General features: G+C 68.6%; 17 protein-coding genes. 13 read left to right on the top strand and 4 right to left on the bottom strand.

Translation table 11 applies throughout. From position 1 onward, the window contains the following. Positions 1 to 10 precede the first annotated feature (10 nt). Complete coding sequence (locus QTI51_RS12790; RefSeq protein WP_286513872.1) at positions 11 to 601, bottom strand: cysteine dioxygenase family protein; 591 nt, start codon at positions 599 to 601, stop codon at positions 11 to 13. 110 nt (positions 602 to 711) lie between these two features. Here QTI51_RS12790 and QTI51_RS12785 point away from each other — a divergent pair, with 110 nt between their 5' ends. Then, on the top strand, positions 712 to 1,590 hold the full coding sequence (locus QTI51_RS12785; protein WP_286513869.1) for a LysR substrate-binding domain-containing protein: 879 nt from the start codon (positions 712 to 714) through the stop codon (positions 1,588 to 1,590). Between the two features lie 46 nt (positions 1,591 to 1,636). On the opposite strand, the gene QTI51_RS12780 is transcribed toward QTI51_RS12785, so the two are convergent. Both QTI51_RS12780 and QTI51_RS12775 read right to left on the bottom strand, forming a co-directional pair. After that, the gene (locus QTI51_RS12780) at positions 1,637 to 2,407 is read right to left on the bottom strand and encodes a class II aldolase/adducin family protein (RefSeq protein WP_286513866.1); all 771 of its coding nucleotides are present in this window, start codon (positions 2,405 to 2,407) and stop codon (positions 1,637 to 1,639) included. Positions 2,408 to 2,578: 171 nt separating this feature from the next. Continuing rightward, the gene (locus QTI51_RS12775; RefSeq protein ID WP_286513863.1) at positions 2,579 to 3,298 is read right to left on the bottom strand and encodes a helix-turn-helix domain-containing protein; all 720 of its coding nucleotides are present in this window, start codon (positions 3,296 to 3,298) and stop codon (positions 2,579 to 2,581) included. Between the two features lie 248 nt (positions 3,299 to 3,546). Here QTI51_RS12775 and gabT point away from each other — a divergent pair, with 248 nt between their 5' ends. From gabT to QTI51_RS12750, 5 genes are all read left to right on the top strand, one after another. Beyond that, positions 3,547 to 4,827 carry a 4-aminobutyrate--2-oxoglutarate transaminase gene (gene gabT / locus QTI51_RS12770; protein ID WP_286513861.1) on the top strand — a complete coding sequence of 427 codons (1,281 nt, stop codon included), beginning with the start codon at positions 3,547 to 3,549 and terminating at the stop codon, positions 4,825 to 4,827. 4 nt (positions 4,828 to 4,831) lie between these two features. Next, on the top strand, positions 4,832 to 5,761 hold the full coding sequence (locus QTI51_RS12765) for a 2-hydroxyacid dehydrogenase (RefSeq protein WP_286513859.1): 930 nt from the start codon (positions 4,832 to 4,834) through the stop codon (positions 5,759 to 5,761). Between the two features lie 285 nt (positions 5,762 to 6,046). Beyond that, positions 6,047 to 6,919: a helix-turn-helix domain-containing protein gene (locus QTI51_RS12760; RefSeq protein ID WP_286513858.1), complete on the top strand. Its 873-nt coding sequence runs from the start codon at positions 6,047 to 6,049 to the stop codon at positions 6,917 to 6,919. A 160-nt stretch (positions 6,920 to 7,079) separates the two neighbouring features. Further along, positions 7,080 to 7,379 (top strand): hypothetical protein, encoded by a 300-nt coding sequence (locus QTI51_RS12755; protein WP_286513856.1) that lies wholly within the window; start codon positions 7,080 to 7,082, stop codon positions 7,377 to 7,379. A gap of 119 nt (positions 7,380 to 7,498) precedes the next feature. Beyond that, positions 7,499 to 7,897 (top strand): toxin-antitoxin system YwqK family antitoxin, encoded by a 399-nt coding sequence (locus QTI51_RS12750; RefSeq protein WP_286513853.1) that lies wholly within the window; start codon positions 7,499 to 7,501, stop codon positions 7,895 to 7,897. Here QTI51_RS12750 and QTI51_RS12745 read toward each other — a convergent pair. After that, positions 7,854 to 8,690, bottom strand: a complete 837-nt coding sequence (locus tag QTI51_RS12745) for an IclR family transcriptional regulator (RefSeq protein WP_286513851.1) — start codon at positions 8,688 to 8,690, stop codon at positions 7,854 to 7,856. The genes QTI51_RS12750 and QTI51_RS12745 overlap by 44 nt on opposite strands. Before the next feature lie 131 nt (positions 8,691 to 8,821). On the opposite strand from QTI51_RS12745, the gene QTI51_RS12740 reads away from it, so the two are divergent. From QTI51_RS12740 to QTI51_RS12710, 7 genes are all read left to right on the top strand, one after another. Further along, positions 8,822 to 9,808, top strand: a complete 987-nt coding sequence (locus QTI51_RS12740) for a Bug family tripartite tricarboxylate transporter substrate binding protein (RefSeq protein ID WP_286513849.1) — start codon at positions 8,822 to 8,824, stop codon at positions 9,806 to 9,808. Positions 9,809 to 9,955: 147 nt separating this feature from the next. Continuing rightward, positions 9,956 to 10,657: an RraA family protein gene (locus tag QTI51_RS12735; RefSeq protein ID WP_286513848.1), complete on the top strand. Its 702-nt coding sequence runs from the start codon at positions 9,956 to 9,958 to the stop codon at positions 10,655 to 10,657. Next, positions 10,654 to 11,595 carry an NAD(P)-dependent oxidoreductase gene (locus QTI51_RS12730; RefSeq protein WP_286513846.1) on the top strand — a complete coding sequence of 314 codons (942 nt, stop codon included), beginning with the start codon at positions 10,654 to 10,656 and terminating at the stop codon, positions 11,593 to 11,595. Before QTI51_RS12735 ends, QTI51_RS12730 begins: the two co-directional genes overlap by 4 nt. 37 nt (positions 11,596 to 11,632) lie before the next feature. Beyond that, positions 11,633 to 12,643 carry a tripartite tricarboxylate transporter substrate binding protein gene (locus QTI51_RS12725; protein WP_503011509.1) on the top strand — a complete coding sequence of 337 codons (1,011 nt, stop codon included), beginning with the start codon at positions 11,633 to 11,635 and terminating at the stop codon, positions 12,641 to 12,643. A 46-nt stretch (positions 12,644 to 12,689) separates the two neighbouring features. Next, positions 12,690 to 13,703 carry a tripartite tricarboxylate transporter substrate binding protein gene (locus QTI51_RS12720; RefSeq protein ID WP_286513844.1) on the top strand — a complete coding sequence of 338 codons (1,014 nt, stop codon included), beginning with the start codon at positions 12,690 to 12,692 and terminating at the stop codon, positions 13,701 to 13,703. Between the two features lie 18 nt (positions 13,704 to 13,721). Then, positions 13,722 to 14,627: an amidohydrolase family protein gene (locus QTI51_RS12715; protein ID WP_503011508.1), complete on the top strand. Its 906-nt coding sequence runs from the start codon at positions 13,722 to 13,724 to the stop codon at positions 14,625 to 14,627. 56 nt (positions 14,628 to 14,683) lie between these two features. Next, the gene (locus tag QTI51_RS12710; protein WP_286513840.1) at positions 14,684 to 15,616 is read left to right on the top strand and encodes an SMP-30/gluconolactonase/LRE family protein; all 933 of its coding nucleotides are present in this window, start codon (positions 14,684 to 14,686) and stop codon (positions 15,614 to 15,616) included. Positions 15,617 to 15,629 lie beyond the last annotated feature (13 nt).

Genomic DNA, 15,629 nt, shown 5'->3' with positions numbered 1-15,629 from the left:
AGGCGCGGGCCTAGCGGCGCGTCTGCACGCCGATGCCCATGGTCTGGTACGTGCCAGCGGCCAGGTCGTAGGCGGTGCGCTGGTTGAGCGTTTCGAGCGCGCGGCCGTACATGTGCAGGTGGCGAATCACCTGCTCGCCCTGGATCTCCACCGAGTGGATGTCCTCGGGCATCAGCGCGATGCCCGTGCCCGGCGCCACCACCACCAGCGCCGTTTCCTTCAGCGTGCCCACGCCCGGCACGCTGGCGTCGTCGGTGCGCTCGTACACGCGGTTGTGCTCGGTGCCTTCCACGGCGGCAATGCAGGCCCAGGTCGTGTGGTTGTGCGGCACGATCTTCTTGCCCGGGCGCATCACGTTCAGGTACAGCGCGTAGCTCTGGTCGGCGTCTTCGGCGATCAGGTAGCGGGCCTGGTGCTCGCCCGCCTCGGGCGCCGGAAAGTCGGCCGCGCCCCAGTACTCGGTGTGCGCGGCCAGGCCTTCCAGCGCGCCCAGCACCACGCCGAGCTTTTCGCGCGTGGCTTGAGCGCCGCCAATGGCTTTCTTCATGCTGTCGATGGATGCGGTAACCGCCTGCTGGCGTTGCCCTGACGTGCTGCTCATGCGTGTTCTCCAGTGGGGATGGCTTTGTGTTCGGTATGGGTTCACTTTAGTGACGACGGCATGACGCAACAATCCAAGTGGCGCAACAAACACATCAATAAAATTAATGTATGGCCACCCTCGACCTTGAACTGCTCCGCTCCTTCGCCGCCGTGGTCAGCCACCACAGCTTCGCGGCCGCGGCCGTGCACCTGGAGCGCACGCAGTCGGCCATCACGCAGCAGATGCAGCGGCTCGAAGAGCAGATCGGCCACCCCCTGTTCGCCAAGCAGGGCCGCCAGAAGCGCCTGACCGAGCACGGCGAGCGCCTGCTCAGCTACGCGCACCACATGCTCGCGCTGAACGACGAGGCCTTGCGCAGCCTGCGCCAGGGCCAGCTCGAAGGCAACCTGCGCATCGGCGCGCCGCACGACGTGGCCGAGACCATGCTGCCGCTGCTGCTGACCGAGGTGGCGCGCACGTCGCCGCTGTTGCAGCTCGACATCCACATCGGCCGCAGCCCCTACCTGATGACCTCGCTCAAGAGCGGCGAGGTCGACATGATCATTTCCAACCGCGCCGACGCGCAGTCGCAGTTCGAAGGCGTGGTGCTGCGCAACTCGCCCACCGTGTGGCTGTGCGCCGCGGGCTACGTGCACGACCCGGCCAAGCCGGTGCCGCTCATCATGGCCGACGGGCCCAGCATCTTCCGCCGGCTCGGCCACGAGGCGCTCGACGCCGCGGGCGTGGCCTGGACGCCGCGCTACACCTCGTCGAGCCTGATCGGCATCAAGGCCGCGTTGCGCGCGGGGCTCGGCGTGACGGCGCGCGGCGTGGAGCAGCTCGATGCCGGCCTGCGCGTGCTGGGCGCGGGCGACGGCATGCCGCGGCTGCCCGACCTGGCGTACCACCTCTACGTGCGCAGCCACGTCGTGAACCCGGTGACGCGGCAGGTGTTCGAGACGCTGAAGAAGCACCTGCGGCTGCCGCGCGCGGACGCGGCGGTGTGAGCAAGGAGCGAAGGCGAAGGGCGCACGGGAAGGCGCCCGTTGCCTGCTAGTTCCGGTAAGAGTCGTCGATGCGGTCGAGCAGGCGCATCAGCGCGGGCCAGTCGTGCAGCTCGCTGCCGTCCGGCTCCGTGAACTGCCTGGCCACCTTGCGCGCGACCTCGCTGCTGCACTCGCGCAATGCCGCGCCGCCGGCCTGGGCGGCGATTTGCGCCTGGCAGGCGCGCTCCAGGTAGAACATCAGGTCGAAGGCCTCGCGCACGGTCTCGCCCGCCGTCAGCAGGCCATGGTTGCGCAGCACCATGGCCTTGTTCTTCTCGCCCAGGTCGGCCACCAGGCGGGGCTGCTCGTCGGCGTCCAGCGCCACGCCTTCGTAGTCGTGGTACGAGAGCGCGCCATGAAAGCGCATGGCGTGCTGCGAGATGTCGAGCAGGCCGCGCTCCTGCGCGGCCACGCCCATGCCCGCGGCCGTGTGCGTGTGGATCACGCAGTGAAGGCCGGCCCGCGCATGGTGAATGCAGCTGTGGATCACGAAGCCGGCCGGGTTGAAGCCGATGCCCGTGGCGTCGAGCAGCACGCGCCCCGCGTGGTCGACCTTCACTAGGCTGGAGGCGGTGATCTCGTCGAACATCAGCCCGTACGGGTTGATGAGAAATTCACCCGAGGCGCCCGGAACGCGTGCCGACACGTGGGTGTAGATCAGGTCGGTCATGCGGTAGTGCGCCAGCAGCCGGTAGCAGGCCGCAAGGTTCACCCGCTGCGCCCATTCCGCCTCGCCGACCGTCGCACGCACCTGCGGATAGATGTAGCGCTTGTTCATCGTTTGGTACCCCGACCCCATCGAAAACCGACCGCGATGCCAGCGCGCCGTGAGAATATTCTATGCAAATGAAAATTTGCACTCAGATTTTCATTATTGCGTAAATCGACGGGCAAGTAAAACGGGGTCGCAAGCGCCCTCTGCGCGAGTCCTTTCGCGGGCGTCGGTGCGTCAATAGGACGGCGGCGTGACGACCCAGAACAGCTCGGTCACCGTGTCCCCGGGGTTGCGGTAGCGGTGCGGCGTGCTGCTGGGAAAGCTGAAGCTGTCGCCTTCCGCCAGCACGAAGTGCTGCTCGCCCACCCACAGCTCCAGCGCGCCGCGCAGCACCACGCCGCCCTCGTGGCCGATGTGGTCGTAGAAATCGGGCCCGCTCTCCGCGCCCGGTTCCATGCTCGACCACAGCAGCTCCAGCGGGCCGTCCAGGTTGGGCGAGAGCAGGTAGTCGGCAATGCCCGATGCGAAGGCGAGCCGGCGGCGCCGCGCCTTCCTGACGACCACGCCGCCGTCGGAGGGTTCCGCGGCCGCGCCATCGGGAAAGAACCAGCTGATCTGCACCTCCAGCGTGTCGGCAATCTGGTGCAGGTCGCTGATCGAGGGCGTGCTCATGCCGCGCTCGACCTGGCTCAGGAAGCCGATCGACTTGCCGCAGGCGCTGCCCAGCTGCTGCAGCGACAGACCCTTGGCCTTGCGCAGGCTCTTGATCTCGCGGCCCAGCCATGCCATCGGGTCGGCGCTCTTGGCTTTGCTGCGCGGGGAGGTGGCAGGCGCGGCAGGCGCGGCGGACGCTGTGGACTTGGCGGGCGCGGCTTTTTTCGGCGGGGCTTTGCGGCGCACGGCCGCGGCCTTGGGTGCGGCGGGCTTTGTCTTGCTGGTGTTTGTCTTGCTCATGGGCTCGGTTGCCCGGTTGCCGGGCGCTTCGGCGCGCTTCACGCGACCTGTAACAACGCGGGGGGCCATCGTACCTTGCAGACCTTCGCCGCCGGGCCGGAAAAGCCCGCTCGCATCATCGAACGCGGAAATTGAAGACATTCACTTGCGTGAAAAATAGCTTTTATATTTTCACGAGATGCATAGAATCGCGCCCTGTTCGAGCCGACCGCGCTCGCGTTTTCAACCCCCCAGCCCAGGACCCTTCCATGCTCGCGACCCCCGACAAGAACACCGTGCTCGAACAACGCCGCCAGGCGGCTTGCCCGCGTGGGGTCGGGGTGCAGACGCAGTCGTTCACGGCCCGCGCGCAGAACGCAGAAATCTGGGACGTCAACGGCAAGCGCCTCATCGATTTCGGCAGCGGCATCGCCGTGCTGGCCACGGGCCACCGGCACCCCGCCGTCATGGCCGCGGTCGAACGGCAGCTGCGGGACTTTCACCACACCTGCTTCCAGGTGACCCCGTACGAGAGCTACGTCGAACTGTGCGAGAAGCTCAACAGCCGAACGCCCGGTGCCTTCGCGAAGAAGACGGCGCTCTTCACCACCGGCGCCGAGGCCGTGGAAAACGCCATCAAGGTGGCCAAGGCGGCCACGGGCCGCAGCGCGGTCATCGCCTTCTCCGGGGCGTTCCATGGGCGCACCTTGCTGGGCATGGCGCTGACCGGCAAGGTGCATCCGTACAAGGCCGGGTTCGGCGCGATGCCGCCGGACGTGTGGCACGTTCCGTATCCGGCCGAGGCACTCGGCGTGAGCGTGGAAGACAGCGTGCTGGCCATCGAACGCCTGTTCAAGGCCGATGTGGACCCGCAGCGCGTCGCGGCCATCGTGCTGGAGCCCGTGCAGGGCGAGGGCGGCTTCTACATCGCGCCCACGGCGCTGCTGCGCAAGCTGCGCGAGATCTGCGACGCGCACGGCATCCTGCTCGTGGTCGACGAGGTGCAGACCGGGTTCGGGCGCACCGGCAAGCTGTTCGCGCTCGAGCACCACGGCGTCGACTTCGACCTGCTGACCATGGCCAAGAGCCTGGCCGGCGGCTTTCCGCTGTCCGCGCTCACGGGCCGCGCCGAACTGATGGACGCCGCCGCGCCCGGCGGGCTGGGCGGCACCTATGCGGGCAACCCGCTGGCCGTTGCCGCGGCGCTCGCCGTGCTGGACGTGATGGACCGCGAGGCCTTGCCACAACGCGCCGAGGTGCTGGGCGACCGCTTGGTCGAGAAGCTCGACGGGCTCAGGGAGCGCGTGCCCTCGATCACGCAGGTGCGCCGGCTGGGCGCCATGGTCGGCATCGAGTTCAGGGACGAGGCCGGCACCCCCTTGCCGCAGTTCGTGAAGCGCGTGCAGGACATCGCCCTTGCCAAGGGCCTGCTGCTGCTCACCTGCGGCGTGCATGGCAACGTCATTCGCTTCCTGTTCCCCCTGACCATCGAGGACGCGGTGTTCGAAGAGGGGCTCGCGCTGCTGGCCGACGCGCTGCTGGAGGCCTGACACCATGCCCGTCCTGGCCGTCGCGGGCGCCTTCCTGCACAGCAACACGTCGATAGGGGAGCAGCTCGCGAAGCGGCTGCCGGACTGGTCCGTCGTCAAGTCGACCGACGAGGCCGCGCGCGCCGCCGAGGTGGCCGTCTGCTGGAACCAGCCGCCGGGCACCTGGGAGCACCTGCGCGCGGTGCGCGTGGCGCATTCGATAGGCGCCGGCGTCGATCACCTGCTGGGAGACCCGGCGCTGCCGGACGTGCCAGTCTGCCGCGTCATAGACGACGACCTGGCCCGGCGCATGGCCGAGTACGTGCTCTGGTGCACGCTGTACTACCACCGGGGCTTCGACATCGTGGCCGGGAACCAGCGCGAGAAGATCTGGCAGCGCCCGCCCAACAGGCTCGCGGGCCAGGTGACCGTCGGCGTGATGGGCCTGGGCCAGATCGGCGCGCACCTTGCCACGACCCTGCGCGATGCGGGCTACGACGTGCGCGGCTGGTCGCGCTCGGGCAAGCCGATCGACGGTGTGCGTGTGCATGGCGGCGACGCGGGCCTTGGCGCGTTCCTGGGCGAGCTCGAAATCTTGGTCTGCATGCTTCCGCTGACCAGCGAAACCACGGGCATCCTCGGCCATGAATTGTTCGCGCGGCTCAGGCCCGGCGCCAAGCTCGTGCACTGCGGCAGGGGCCCGCAGCTCCGCGAGCAAGACCTCGTCGCCGCGCTGGACGCCGGGCAGCTCGGCGGCGCCATCGTCGACGTGTTCGACCAGGAGCCCCTGCCGCCGGACAACGCGCTGTGGGCGCACCCCAAGGTCATGGTCACGCCGCACATGGCGGCGGTGATGCCCATACCGGAGGTGGTGAACCAGATCGCCGAGAACTGCGAGCGGCTGCTGGCCAACGCGCCCTTGCTGCGGGTGGTCGAGCGCGTGGCGGGTTACTGAAAGCAACGCAGTTGGCCGAACTGCAAGGCGCTGGACACACGGGACGCAGGGCGCAAAATCCGCTCCGGCGCCAATCTTGCTTTGTCGACATGCGGCGCCCCCGACGGGCCCGGCCCGCCCGAAGCCTGTCGAACTGCCACGGACTTCGGGTGCGCCATGCCCATCGACGCTGCCAACCTGACACTCGCTAGCTTGCCAACTCGCCAACTCGCCAACTCGATAAGGGCAGGTCCACCCATGTTGCGGTCATTTGAACAACTCTGCCATACGGCAACCGAGAACCTGGTGATCGCGGCGGAGGACGGGCATGCCAGCCTGGCCAACAGCGGCGCCTACGCCAAGCCCTGGCATTGGCACGATTGCGTGATGTTCATCCTGCCGAGCCAGGGCACGCTCGAGCTCAAGCACGAAGACCGGCGCGAGGGCACCTGGCTGTCGCACGACCGCTTCGCGGTGGTGCCGTCGAACCGGGCGCACAAGACGCGTGCGGGCATCGGTGCCAACAGCCATGTCGCGCTGTACGCCACCGGCGACATGCTGCACCGGCTCGACCGCGACATCGGCTCGCTGAGCGAGTTCCACCGTCGCACCCGCGCCGCCGTGCTGGTGCGCCGCACGTCGACCATTCGCACGCTGCAGGAACTCGCGATGAAGAGCGACGACGGCGCCTACGGCCACGCGGGCGTCAAGCGTTCGCTGTCGGCGGCGCTGCTGGTGCAGTGCATCGCCGAGGTCATCGCCGGCGAGATGATGCCCAACGTGTCGAAGCGCGAGCACGGCATGGCGCTGGTGGCCGACCTGAAGGAGTACCTGACGCTGCACGCCGACGAGGACATTCCGCTGGACGCCCTGTGCGAACGCTTCGGCATTTCGAGGCGCCACGCGACCCGCCTGTTTCGCGACGGCACCGGGCTGTCGGTGGGCGAGTTCCAACAGGGCATCCGCCTGCAGACCGCACGCGAGCTGCTGAGCGGCACCGACCTGCCGATCAGCGAGATCGCGTTCCGCGTCGGCTTCGACAGCGGCGCCGCGCTGGCGCACGCCATGCGGCGGGTGGACGGACGCTCGCCGTCGGACATCCGCAAGGAAGCGCCTTCGCCGGTTCGGCAGGCGCGGTCTTCGCGAGCGCAGGCTGTGCAGCCGGCCGTCGCGGAGTGAGTGCGACCGCGGGGTTGCGGGGCTGCGGGGGTTGTGGCATGCAGTCGCTTCCCTGGCCGGAGCGCGGTAACATTTCGTCATGGTCCGCCGCATCGCCCTGGCCGGACCATCGCGAGAAAAACAACAGCCCAGGGTGCCGTCACACGCATGGAGCCGCCCGATGTGGAGCATCCTGGCCGATCTTTTCATCGGCTTGTTCGATTTCGTTCTCGATGTCTTGTTGTTCCGGGGCCAGCGCCGCAAGCGGGGTCACCGCAGCCGCGGCGTTGCCGAAGAAACATTCGAGGTCGCGCGCTTCGATTTCGTCACGCTGCTTTTCATCTCGCTGGCGTGCGCCGCGTTGATGCTGCTGCTGGCATTCGGATTCGGTTTGTCGGCGGGCTGGAGCGTGGGCATCGGCATTGCCGTCGGAACGGTGTGGGGAGTGTGGCGATACGCCCAATTGGTTCGCGAGCGATGAGCGATGAGTGATGAGCGCTGAGGGCGCGCCGTGGGCGCGTGTCATGGGGCGAGCCAGCTCCACCGCTGCCGACGGCTGCGACCACGTCTTTTCCACCACGCCACCAATGCCCAGAAAACATGGCTGACCCAGTCGACCTCGAGATCGCCGAAATCCTTTACGAATCAGGCGCCGTCAAGTTCCGCTACGCAAGGGTGCTGTCGCCCGACAGGACGCGTTGGATCAGGCACGGACTGTTCGTCGCGTATGACGACGCCGGGGCGGTGGTGTCGCAAGGGCAGTACGTCGAAGGAAAAGAGGAGGGCCTTTGGCGCGACTTCTATCCGGACGGACAGCCTGCGGCCGAGGGCCGCTATCAAAAGGGCCTGGAGGTCGGCGTGTGGCGGCACTGGAGTGCGGATGGCACGGAGGAGCCGAGCACGGACCACGGTCGAGGTCGCGACGCCTTCAACATTCGAACCCACCGCAATTCGCCTACGGATGCCACGTCGAAACGACCGCTGGCGTCTGCGCCGTAGGTCGACCGGCGAGCGCGTATGAAAGTTCGTTGGCGGCTTTCATGATCGTCTTCGCGTGCCCGAGCAGCTTGGCCTTGGGCAGCCGGTCGGAAGGCCCGGAGATGCACACGGAACCCAGCAAGGCCCAGCGCAGGCCGAACACCGGCGCCGACACCGTGGCCACGTTCTTCTCCCGCTCGCCGATGGAGAAGTGGTAGCCCTTCTTGCGAATGTCTTCATAGAGCTTTCCGGGCTCGCCCGAAAACGCAAGGATCACCCGCCCCGGCGAGCCGAGCTCCAGCGGCAGCATCGCGCCCATGCGCGCGTGATGGCGAATCGGCTGCGGCCCCTCCACGCGCGCGAGGCATGTGCGCGAGTTGCCTTCGCGCACGTAGAAGGCCGCGCTCTCGCCCGTGGCCTGCGATAGCGCGAGCAGCATCGGCTCGACCACGTTGTTGGCGTCGAAGCTGGCCTGGTAGCGGGCACCGAGCCAGCCCGCGGCCGGGCCGAGCCGCCATTCGCCGTCGTCGCGCTGCACCACGTAGCCGGCGAGCGCCAGCGTGCGAAGCAGGCGAAGGATGGTGGTCTTGTGCATGCCGCTGCGCCGCGTGAGTTCGGCCAGCGACAGCCGCTCGTCCTGCATGCCGAAGGTGTCCAGCAGCTGCAGGGCGCGCGTGACCGCCGTGACGCCGCCGGTGGCCTCGAGGTCGGCTTCGCGCGGCGCCTCGACGACTTCAGCCGACCGCCTGGGTCTGGCCGTGCCGGGTTTCGCGGTAGCGGTTCTTGCTGTGCTCGTGTTTTTTGCAGTGGCCATTTCGTTTCACTCTGTGGTCCATGTTGCGTCTCATGGACCACCATTGTATGGAGCGGAACGCAAAACTAAAGTCGCCGCATGCCCTGGAGCACCGCTGCCAGGCACTCATCGAACGATTCGGAGACAACCCCATGCGTACCTCGAGCAACAGCTCCATTTCCCGTCGGGCGGCCCTCGGCGCCGCCCTCGCTCTCACCTGTGGCATGGCACTGGCGCAGGCCTATCCCTCGCGCCCCATCCGCCTCGTGGTGCCATTCCCGCCGGGCGGCGGCACGGACATCATTGCCCGCGAAGTGGCGAACAAGGTCGCCACCTCGGAAGGCTGGACTATCGTCATCGACAACAAACCCGGCTCCGGCGGAAACATCGGTGTCGATGCTGCGGTCAAGGCCAACCCCGACGGCTACACCCTGGTGCTGGGGCAGACCAGCAACCTGGCCATCAACCCGTCGCTCTACGCGAAGCTGCCCTACGACCCGGTGAAAGACCTCGCCCCGGTCGGCCTGGTCGCCTCGGCGCCGCTGGTCGTGGTGGTGTCGGCCGCGTCGCCCTACAAGAAGCTCTCCGACGTGGTGGCCGCGGCCAAGGCCAAGCCGACCGCGCTCAACTACGCGAGCTCGGGCAACGGCACCGTGGCGCACCTTGCCACCGAGCAGTTTCAGAAGGCGGCCGGCGTGCAGTTCACGCACGTTCCCTACAAGGGCGCCTCGCAGGGCCTCACCGACCTGGTCGGTGGGCAGATCCAGATGTACATCTCGTCGGTGCCGACACTGATCGCCCAGATCAAGAGCGGCCAGTTGCGCGCGCTGGCGGTCACCTCGCTGCAACGCAACCGCGACCTGCCCGACGTGCCCACCCTGGCCGAGTCGGGCTACAAGGACTTCGAGGCCGTGACCTGGTTCGGCGTGGCCGGCCCCGCCGCCATGCCGAAGGACGTCGTGGTGAAGCTGAACGCGGCCTTCAACAAGGCCCTGGCAACGCCCGACGTGCAGAAGAAGCTGGCCGCCCAGGGCGCGGAAGTGATGACCGGCCCGCCGGAAAAGTTCGCGTCCCTGATCCGCACCGACGGCGTGCGCTGGGGCGAGATCGTGAAGTCGTCCGGCGTGAAGATGGACTGACCCTGCACGGCCGCGCCGGTGGTGCAGCGCCTGCACGACGAGGTCGTGCGCCACCTGAAGCACCCCGAGGTCGTCGCCATGGCCGTCAAGCCCGACTGAACCTCGTTCCCTTCATTCCCCCTTTATTTCTCTCACGGAAAGCTACCCATGTCCTCGACCCTCACCGATGCCCTTCCCGACATCATTCGCGACTTCGAGCGCGTGCCCGCGCACATCGTGGCGCAGGCCGCCGGGTTCCAGCCCGCGATCCTGGCCGACGTGGCCGGACGGCGCGGCGCGCTCGACGGGCGCATCAAGGCGCTGCGCCCGCGCATGAAGCTGGCCGGCACCGCCATCACGGTGGAAGTGCGCCCCGGCGACAACCTGATGATCCACGCGGCCATCGCCATGGCCAAGCCCGGCGACGTGCTCGTGATCGACGGCAAGGGCGACCTGAGTTCGGCCCTCATGGGCACCATCATGATGACGGCCTGCAAGAAGCTCGGCATCGCCGGCGTGGTGATGGACGGCGCCTGCCGCGACAGCCTGGAGATCGACGAGATGGACTTCCCCGTCTTCAGCGTGGGCACCAACCCGAACGGGCCGACGAAGAACATCGGCGGGCGCATCGGCCACCCGGTGTCCATCGGCGGCGTGACGGTGCGCCCCGGCGACTTCGTCATCGGCGACGGCGACGGCGTGGTCGTGGTGGAGCGCGAGAAGATCGAATCGCTGCTGCCGCTGGCGGCGAAGAAGGTGCGCGACGAGGCCGCGCGCATCGCCGCCATCAAGGAGGGCGACACCGCCGCCAAATGGCTCAACACGGCGCTGCGCACGGCCGGCGTGCTGAAGGAAGGCGAGACGCTGTGAGCGCCGCCGTTGCCAACGCCATCCTCGTGACCGGTGCCGACCTGGCGCCGCAAGCGCTCGCGCTGCTCGAAGGCCACGACATCGTGTACGCCGGCAAGACGCCGACCGAAGAAGACCTGGTCGCCCTGTGCCGCGCGCACGACCCCGTGGCCATCATCGTGCGCTACGGCAAGGTGGGCGCCGCCGTGATGGACGCGGCGCCTTCGCTGAAGGTGATTTCCAAGCACGGCAGCGGCACCGACACCATCGACAAGGCGGCGGCGCAGGCGCGCGGCATCGAGGTGGTGGCGGCCGTGGGCGCCAATGCGGCAGCCGTGGCCGAGCAGGCGCTCGCCTTGCTGCTGGCCTGCGCCAAGTCGGTGGTGGCGCTCGACGCGCGCATGCACGCCGGTCACTGGGACAAGGCGACGCACAAGAGCCTGGAGCTCGGTGGGCGCACCATCGGCCTGGTCGGGCTCGGCGCCATCGGCCTGCGCTTCGCGCGCATGGCCGACGCGCTGGGCATGCGGGTGATCGGCCACGACCCCTTCGCCAGGAACCTGCCGGACCATGTGCAGCCCGTCGACCTGGCGACGCTGTGGGCGGAGTCCGACGCCGTGTCGCTGCACTGCCCGCTGACCGACGACAACCGCGGGCTGCTCAATGCGCGCACCTTGTCGCAATGCAAGCGCGGCGTGATCGTCGTCAACACGGCGCGCGGCGGGCTCATCGACGAAGAGGCGCTGCTGGCCGCGCTGCGTTCGGGCCAGGTCGCCATGGCCGGGCTGGACAGCTTCGCGGTCGAGCCGATTGCGCCCGGCCATCCGTTCCAGGGCCAGAAAAACATCGTGCTCAGCCCCCACATCGGCGGCGTGACCAGCGATGCTTACTTGAACATGGGCGTCGGTGCGGCAAGGAACCTGTTGCAAGTGCTCTCGCGCCAGGCGGCAACCACCTGAAGCATGGCGACCGGTGCTCAAGAAAAAGGAGACAGACATGAAGAGAAATGAAGGCGTCCGCTGCGCGGTGGCCGCGCTCGGGCTGATGACGGCATTGGCAGCGCAGGCGCAAGTGCAGGTGCAAGTGCCAGCACCAGCGCAGGCACAGCCATGGCCCGCCAAGCCGGTACGCGTGCTCGTCGGCTTTTCCGCGGGCGGCCCCACCGACGTGGTGGCGCGCGCCTTCGCCGACCACGCATCGCGCGCGCTGGGCCAGCCGTTCATCGTCGACAACAAGCCCGGCGCGAACACCATCCTGGCGGCCGAGGCCGTCGCGGCCGCGCCGGCAGACGGCTACACGCTGCTGCTGGGCGCGACCAACCACACCATGATTCCCGCGCTCTACAGCCAGCGGGTCAAGTTCGATGCGGTGCGCTCGTTCGCGCCGGTGTGTTCGCTCGCCGTGAGCCCCACGGTGCTGGTGGTGGGCCCGTCGATGCCGGTCAAGTCCTTCGGCGCGTTCGTGCAGGCGGTGAAGGCCGAGCCCGGCAAGCGCACGTATGCGACGCCGGGCTCCGGCAGCTCCGGGCATTTCGCGAGCGCGCACTTCACGCAGCTGACCGGCACCTCGATGAACCACATTCCGTACAAGGGGGCGGCGCAGGCGACGACCGACCTCATGGGCGGGCAGGTCGACAGCTCGTTCGCCACGCTGGGCTCGGTGCTGAACCAGGTGCAGTCCGGCAAGCTGACGGCGTTGGCCGTGGCGGCGCCCAGGCGCTCGGCGTTGCTGCCGAACGTGCCGACCTTCGAGGAGGTGGGCGTCAAGGGCTACGCGGCCGACGCGTGGTACGGCCTGCTGGCGCCCGCGAAGACGCCGCCGGAGGTGGTGGCCGCGCTGCGCCGTGTCGCCACCGAGTTCGCGCAGGCGCCCGCCACGCGGGAGAAGCTGCGTTCGCTCGGCATGGAGGCGCAGAACACCTGCGGCGATGCCTTCGGCGCGCAGCTGGCGCAGGAGGTCAGGCTGTACGGCGAGCTGGCCCGCTCGCTCGACCTCAAGAGCGAATGAACGCGCTGCGCCATCGCCGCAGCTGTCACCCCTCACTGAAGACACCATGAAAAATTTCGACAAAGGCCTGCTCGCGGCGTGCGTCGGCACCGCTGTGTTCGCCACCCTGTTCGCGCATGCCGCCCCGGCCTCCGCTTCCGCTTCCGCCTCCGCCTCCGCCTCCGCTGCCTACCCGGAGCGCCCCATCACCCTCGTCGTTCCGTACGCGCCGGGCGGCTCTGCCGATGCCCTGGCGCGCGTGCTCGCGGTGCGCGTCGGCCAGAAGCTGGGTACCAGCGTGATCGTCGACAACCGCCCCGGTGCCAGCGGCACCATCGGCGCGGCCTTCGCCGCCAAGGCCGCGCCCGACGGCTACACGGTGCTGTACGACGCCACGCCGTACTCCATCAACCCGCACCTGTTCCCCCGCATGCCGTACGCCAGCAACGCGTTGCAGCCGCTGGCGCTGGTCGCGCTGGCGCCCAACATCGTCATCGTGCGCGCGGAGTCGCCCCTCAAGAGCATCAAGGACCTGGTGGACAAGGCCAAGGCCGAGCCCGGCAAGATGAACTACGCGTCGGGTGGCAGCGGCACCATGCAGCGGCTGGCGGCGGAGCTGTTGCGCCAGCGGCTCGGCCTGGACATGGTGCACGTCGGCTACAAGAGCGGCGGCCCCGCCATCGTCGATGTCATGGGCGGGCAGGTCGACTTCATGTTCAGCACCATCGCCGCCTCGTACCCGCTGGTGTCGTCCGGCAAGCTGCGCGCGCTGGCGGCGTCGTCGCCGCAGCGCTCAGCGCGCCTGCCGGAGGTTCCGACGCTGGCCGAAACGGTGGCGCCCGGCTACGAGGCCTACGAATGGAACGGCTTGCTCGTGCCCGCCGGCACGCCCGCACCCATTGCCGACAAGCTCCACAAGGCGGTGATCGAGGTGCTGAAGGAAGACGATGTGAAGCGCCGTTTCGTGGACGTCGGCGTGCAACCGGTGGGCTCGACGCCGGCCGAGTTCGCCGAGTTCCTGAAGAAGGAAGACGCGAAGTGGGCCGAGGTGATTCGCAAGGGCAACATCAAGCTCGACTGAAGACCCTTCATGAACCCCATGCCTGACCTGTCTGAGTTGCCCGACGCGCCCGACGCGCAGCCGGTCCCCCATTCGGTGGGAACCCACCGCCCCGCGCTCGCGCTGCCACGCGATGCCTGCGACAGCCACATGCACATCTTCGACCCGCGGTTCGCGCCGTCGCCGCACTGGAAGCGCCAGCCGCCGCGCGCCGAGGTGTCGGCGTATCGCCGGCTGCAGCAGCGGCTCGGAACCTCGCGCACCGTGGTGGTCAACCCTTCCACCTACGGCACCGACAACGCCTGCACGCTCGACGCGCTCGCGCAACTGGGAGAGCAGGCCCGCGGCGTGGCCGTCGTCGGGCACCAAGTGGCCGACAGCGCGCTCGACGCGCTCGCAGCGCAGCGCGTGTGCGGGCTGCGGGTGAACTTCGTCACGCCGCAGTCGTGGGGCGTCACCACGCCGGAGATGCTGACCACCCTGGCGCGCAAGGTGGCCCGGCTGGGCTGGCACGTGCAGGTGTTCGTGCAGCCGGAGCAGCTGGTGGCGCTCGCCCCGGTGCTCGCCGGCCTGCCGGTGCCGCTGGTCATCGACCACATGGGCCGCATCGATCCGGCCGAAGGCACCAAAGGCGAGGCCTATGCGGCAGCGCGTCGCCTGCTCGATGGCGGCAACACATGGATGAAGCTGTCGGGCGTGTACATGCGGTCGCGCGACGGAGCACCCGCCTACGGCGATGCCTTCGACCTCGGCCGCGCGCTGGTCGCCGCGGCGCCGGAGCGCCTGGTGTGGGGCAGCGACTGGCCCCACACCACCGAAGCCCCCGACACTGTGAACGATGCCGACCTGGCCGACGTGCTCGCGGCCTGGTGCGACAGCGCCGCCGTGCGCGATCGCATCCTGGTGGACAACCCCGCGAAGCTTTACGGATTCGCGACCGCGTGATCAAGTCGGGCCTGCGCGCATCGAACGCCGCGGCATCGGCTGACAAGGAGACCCCCATGTACTTTCTGCAAGCGCCCCAGGTGCTCGAACTGCAGACCTTCACCACAATGCCCACGCCGTTGCGGCGGCCCCAGCGCAGTGTCTGGGCCGACGCCAACCGCGGCGGGGCGCCGACCGACTCTTTCCTCGAAGGGCCTGTGTTCGACGACGCGGGCAACCTCTACGTGTCGGACATTCCCTTCGGCCGCATCTTCCGTATCGATCCGGCGGGCGCATGGACGCAGGTGGCCGAGTACGACGGCGAACCCAACGGCATGAAGTTCATCGACGCCGGAACCTTGCTCGTCACCGACTACAAGAACGGCCTGATGCGGGTGGACGTGCGGACCGGCCGCGTCACGCCGCACCTGCAGCGGCGCAACACCGAGAGCTTCAAGGGCGTGAACGACCTGGTGCTCGACGCGCAGGGCAACATCTACTTCACGGACCAGGGGCAGAGCGGGCTTCACGACCCATCGGGCCGGCTCTATCGCCTGCGCCCGGGCGGCCAGCTCGACCTGCTCCTGTCGAACGTGCCCAGCCCGAACGGCGTGGCCCTGTCTCCGGACGGCAAGGTGCTCTACCTTGCGGTGACGCGGGGCAACTGCGTCTGGCGCGTGCCGCTGCTGGCCGACGGCAGCGTCGCCAAGGTAAGCCAGTTCTTCACGTCCTACGGGCCCAGCGGGCCCGACGGGCTGGCCGTCGACATGCAGGGGCGGGTGCTGGTCGCCAACCCGGGGCTGGGCTACGTCTGGGTGCTGAACACGCGCGCGGAACCCGTGATGGTGCTGCGCGGCCCGGCCGGTGCGTCGACCACGAACATCGCCTTCGGCGGGCCAGACAGGTCGACGCTTTTCGTCACCGACTCCACGCATGGGAACGTGCTGATGCATGTGCTCGACGTGCCGGGTGTCGTGTTGCATGGCTCGCTTCCCGCCGACAGTAAATAGCAAGACGCGAATC

It is taken from the genome of Variovorax sp. J22G73 (assembly GCF_030317035.1).
Taxonomy (GTDB): Bacteria; Pseudomonadota; Gammaproteobacteria; order Burkholderiales; family Burkholderiaceae_C; genus Variovorax.
The sequence above is the reverse complement of the archived record's forward strand: the minus strand, read 5'-3'. Positions and strand labels throughout refer to the sequence as shown.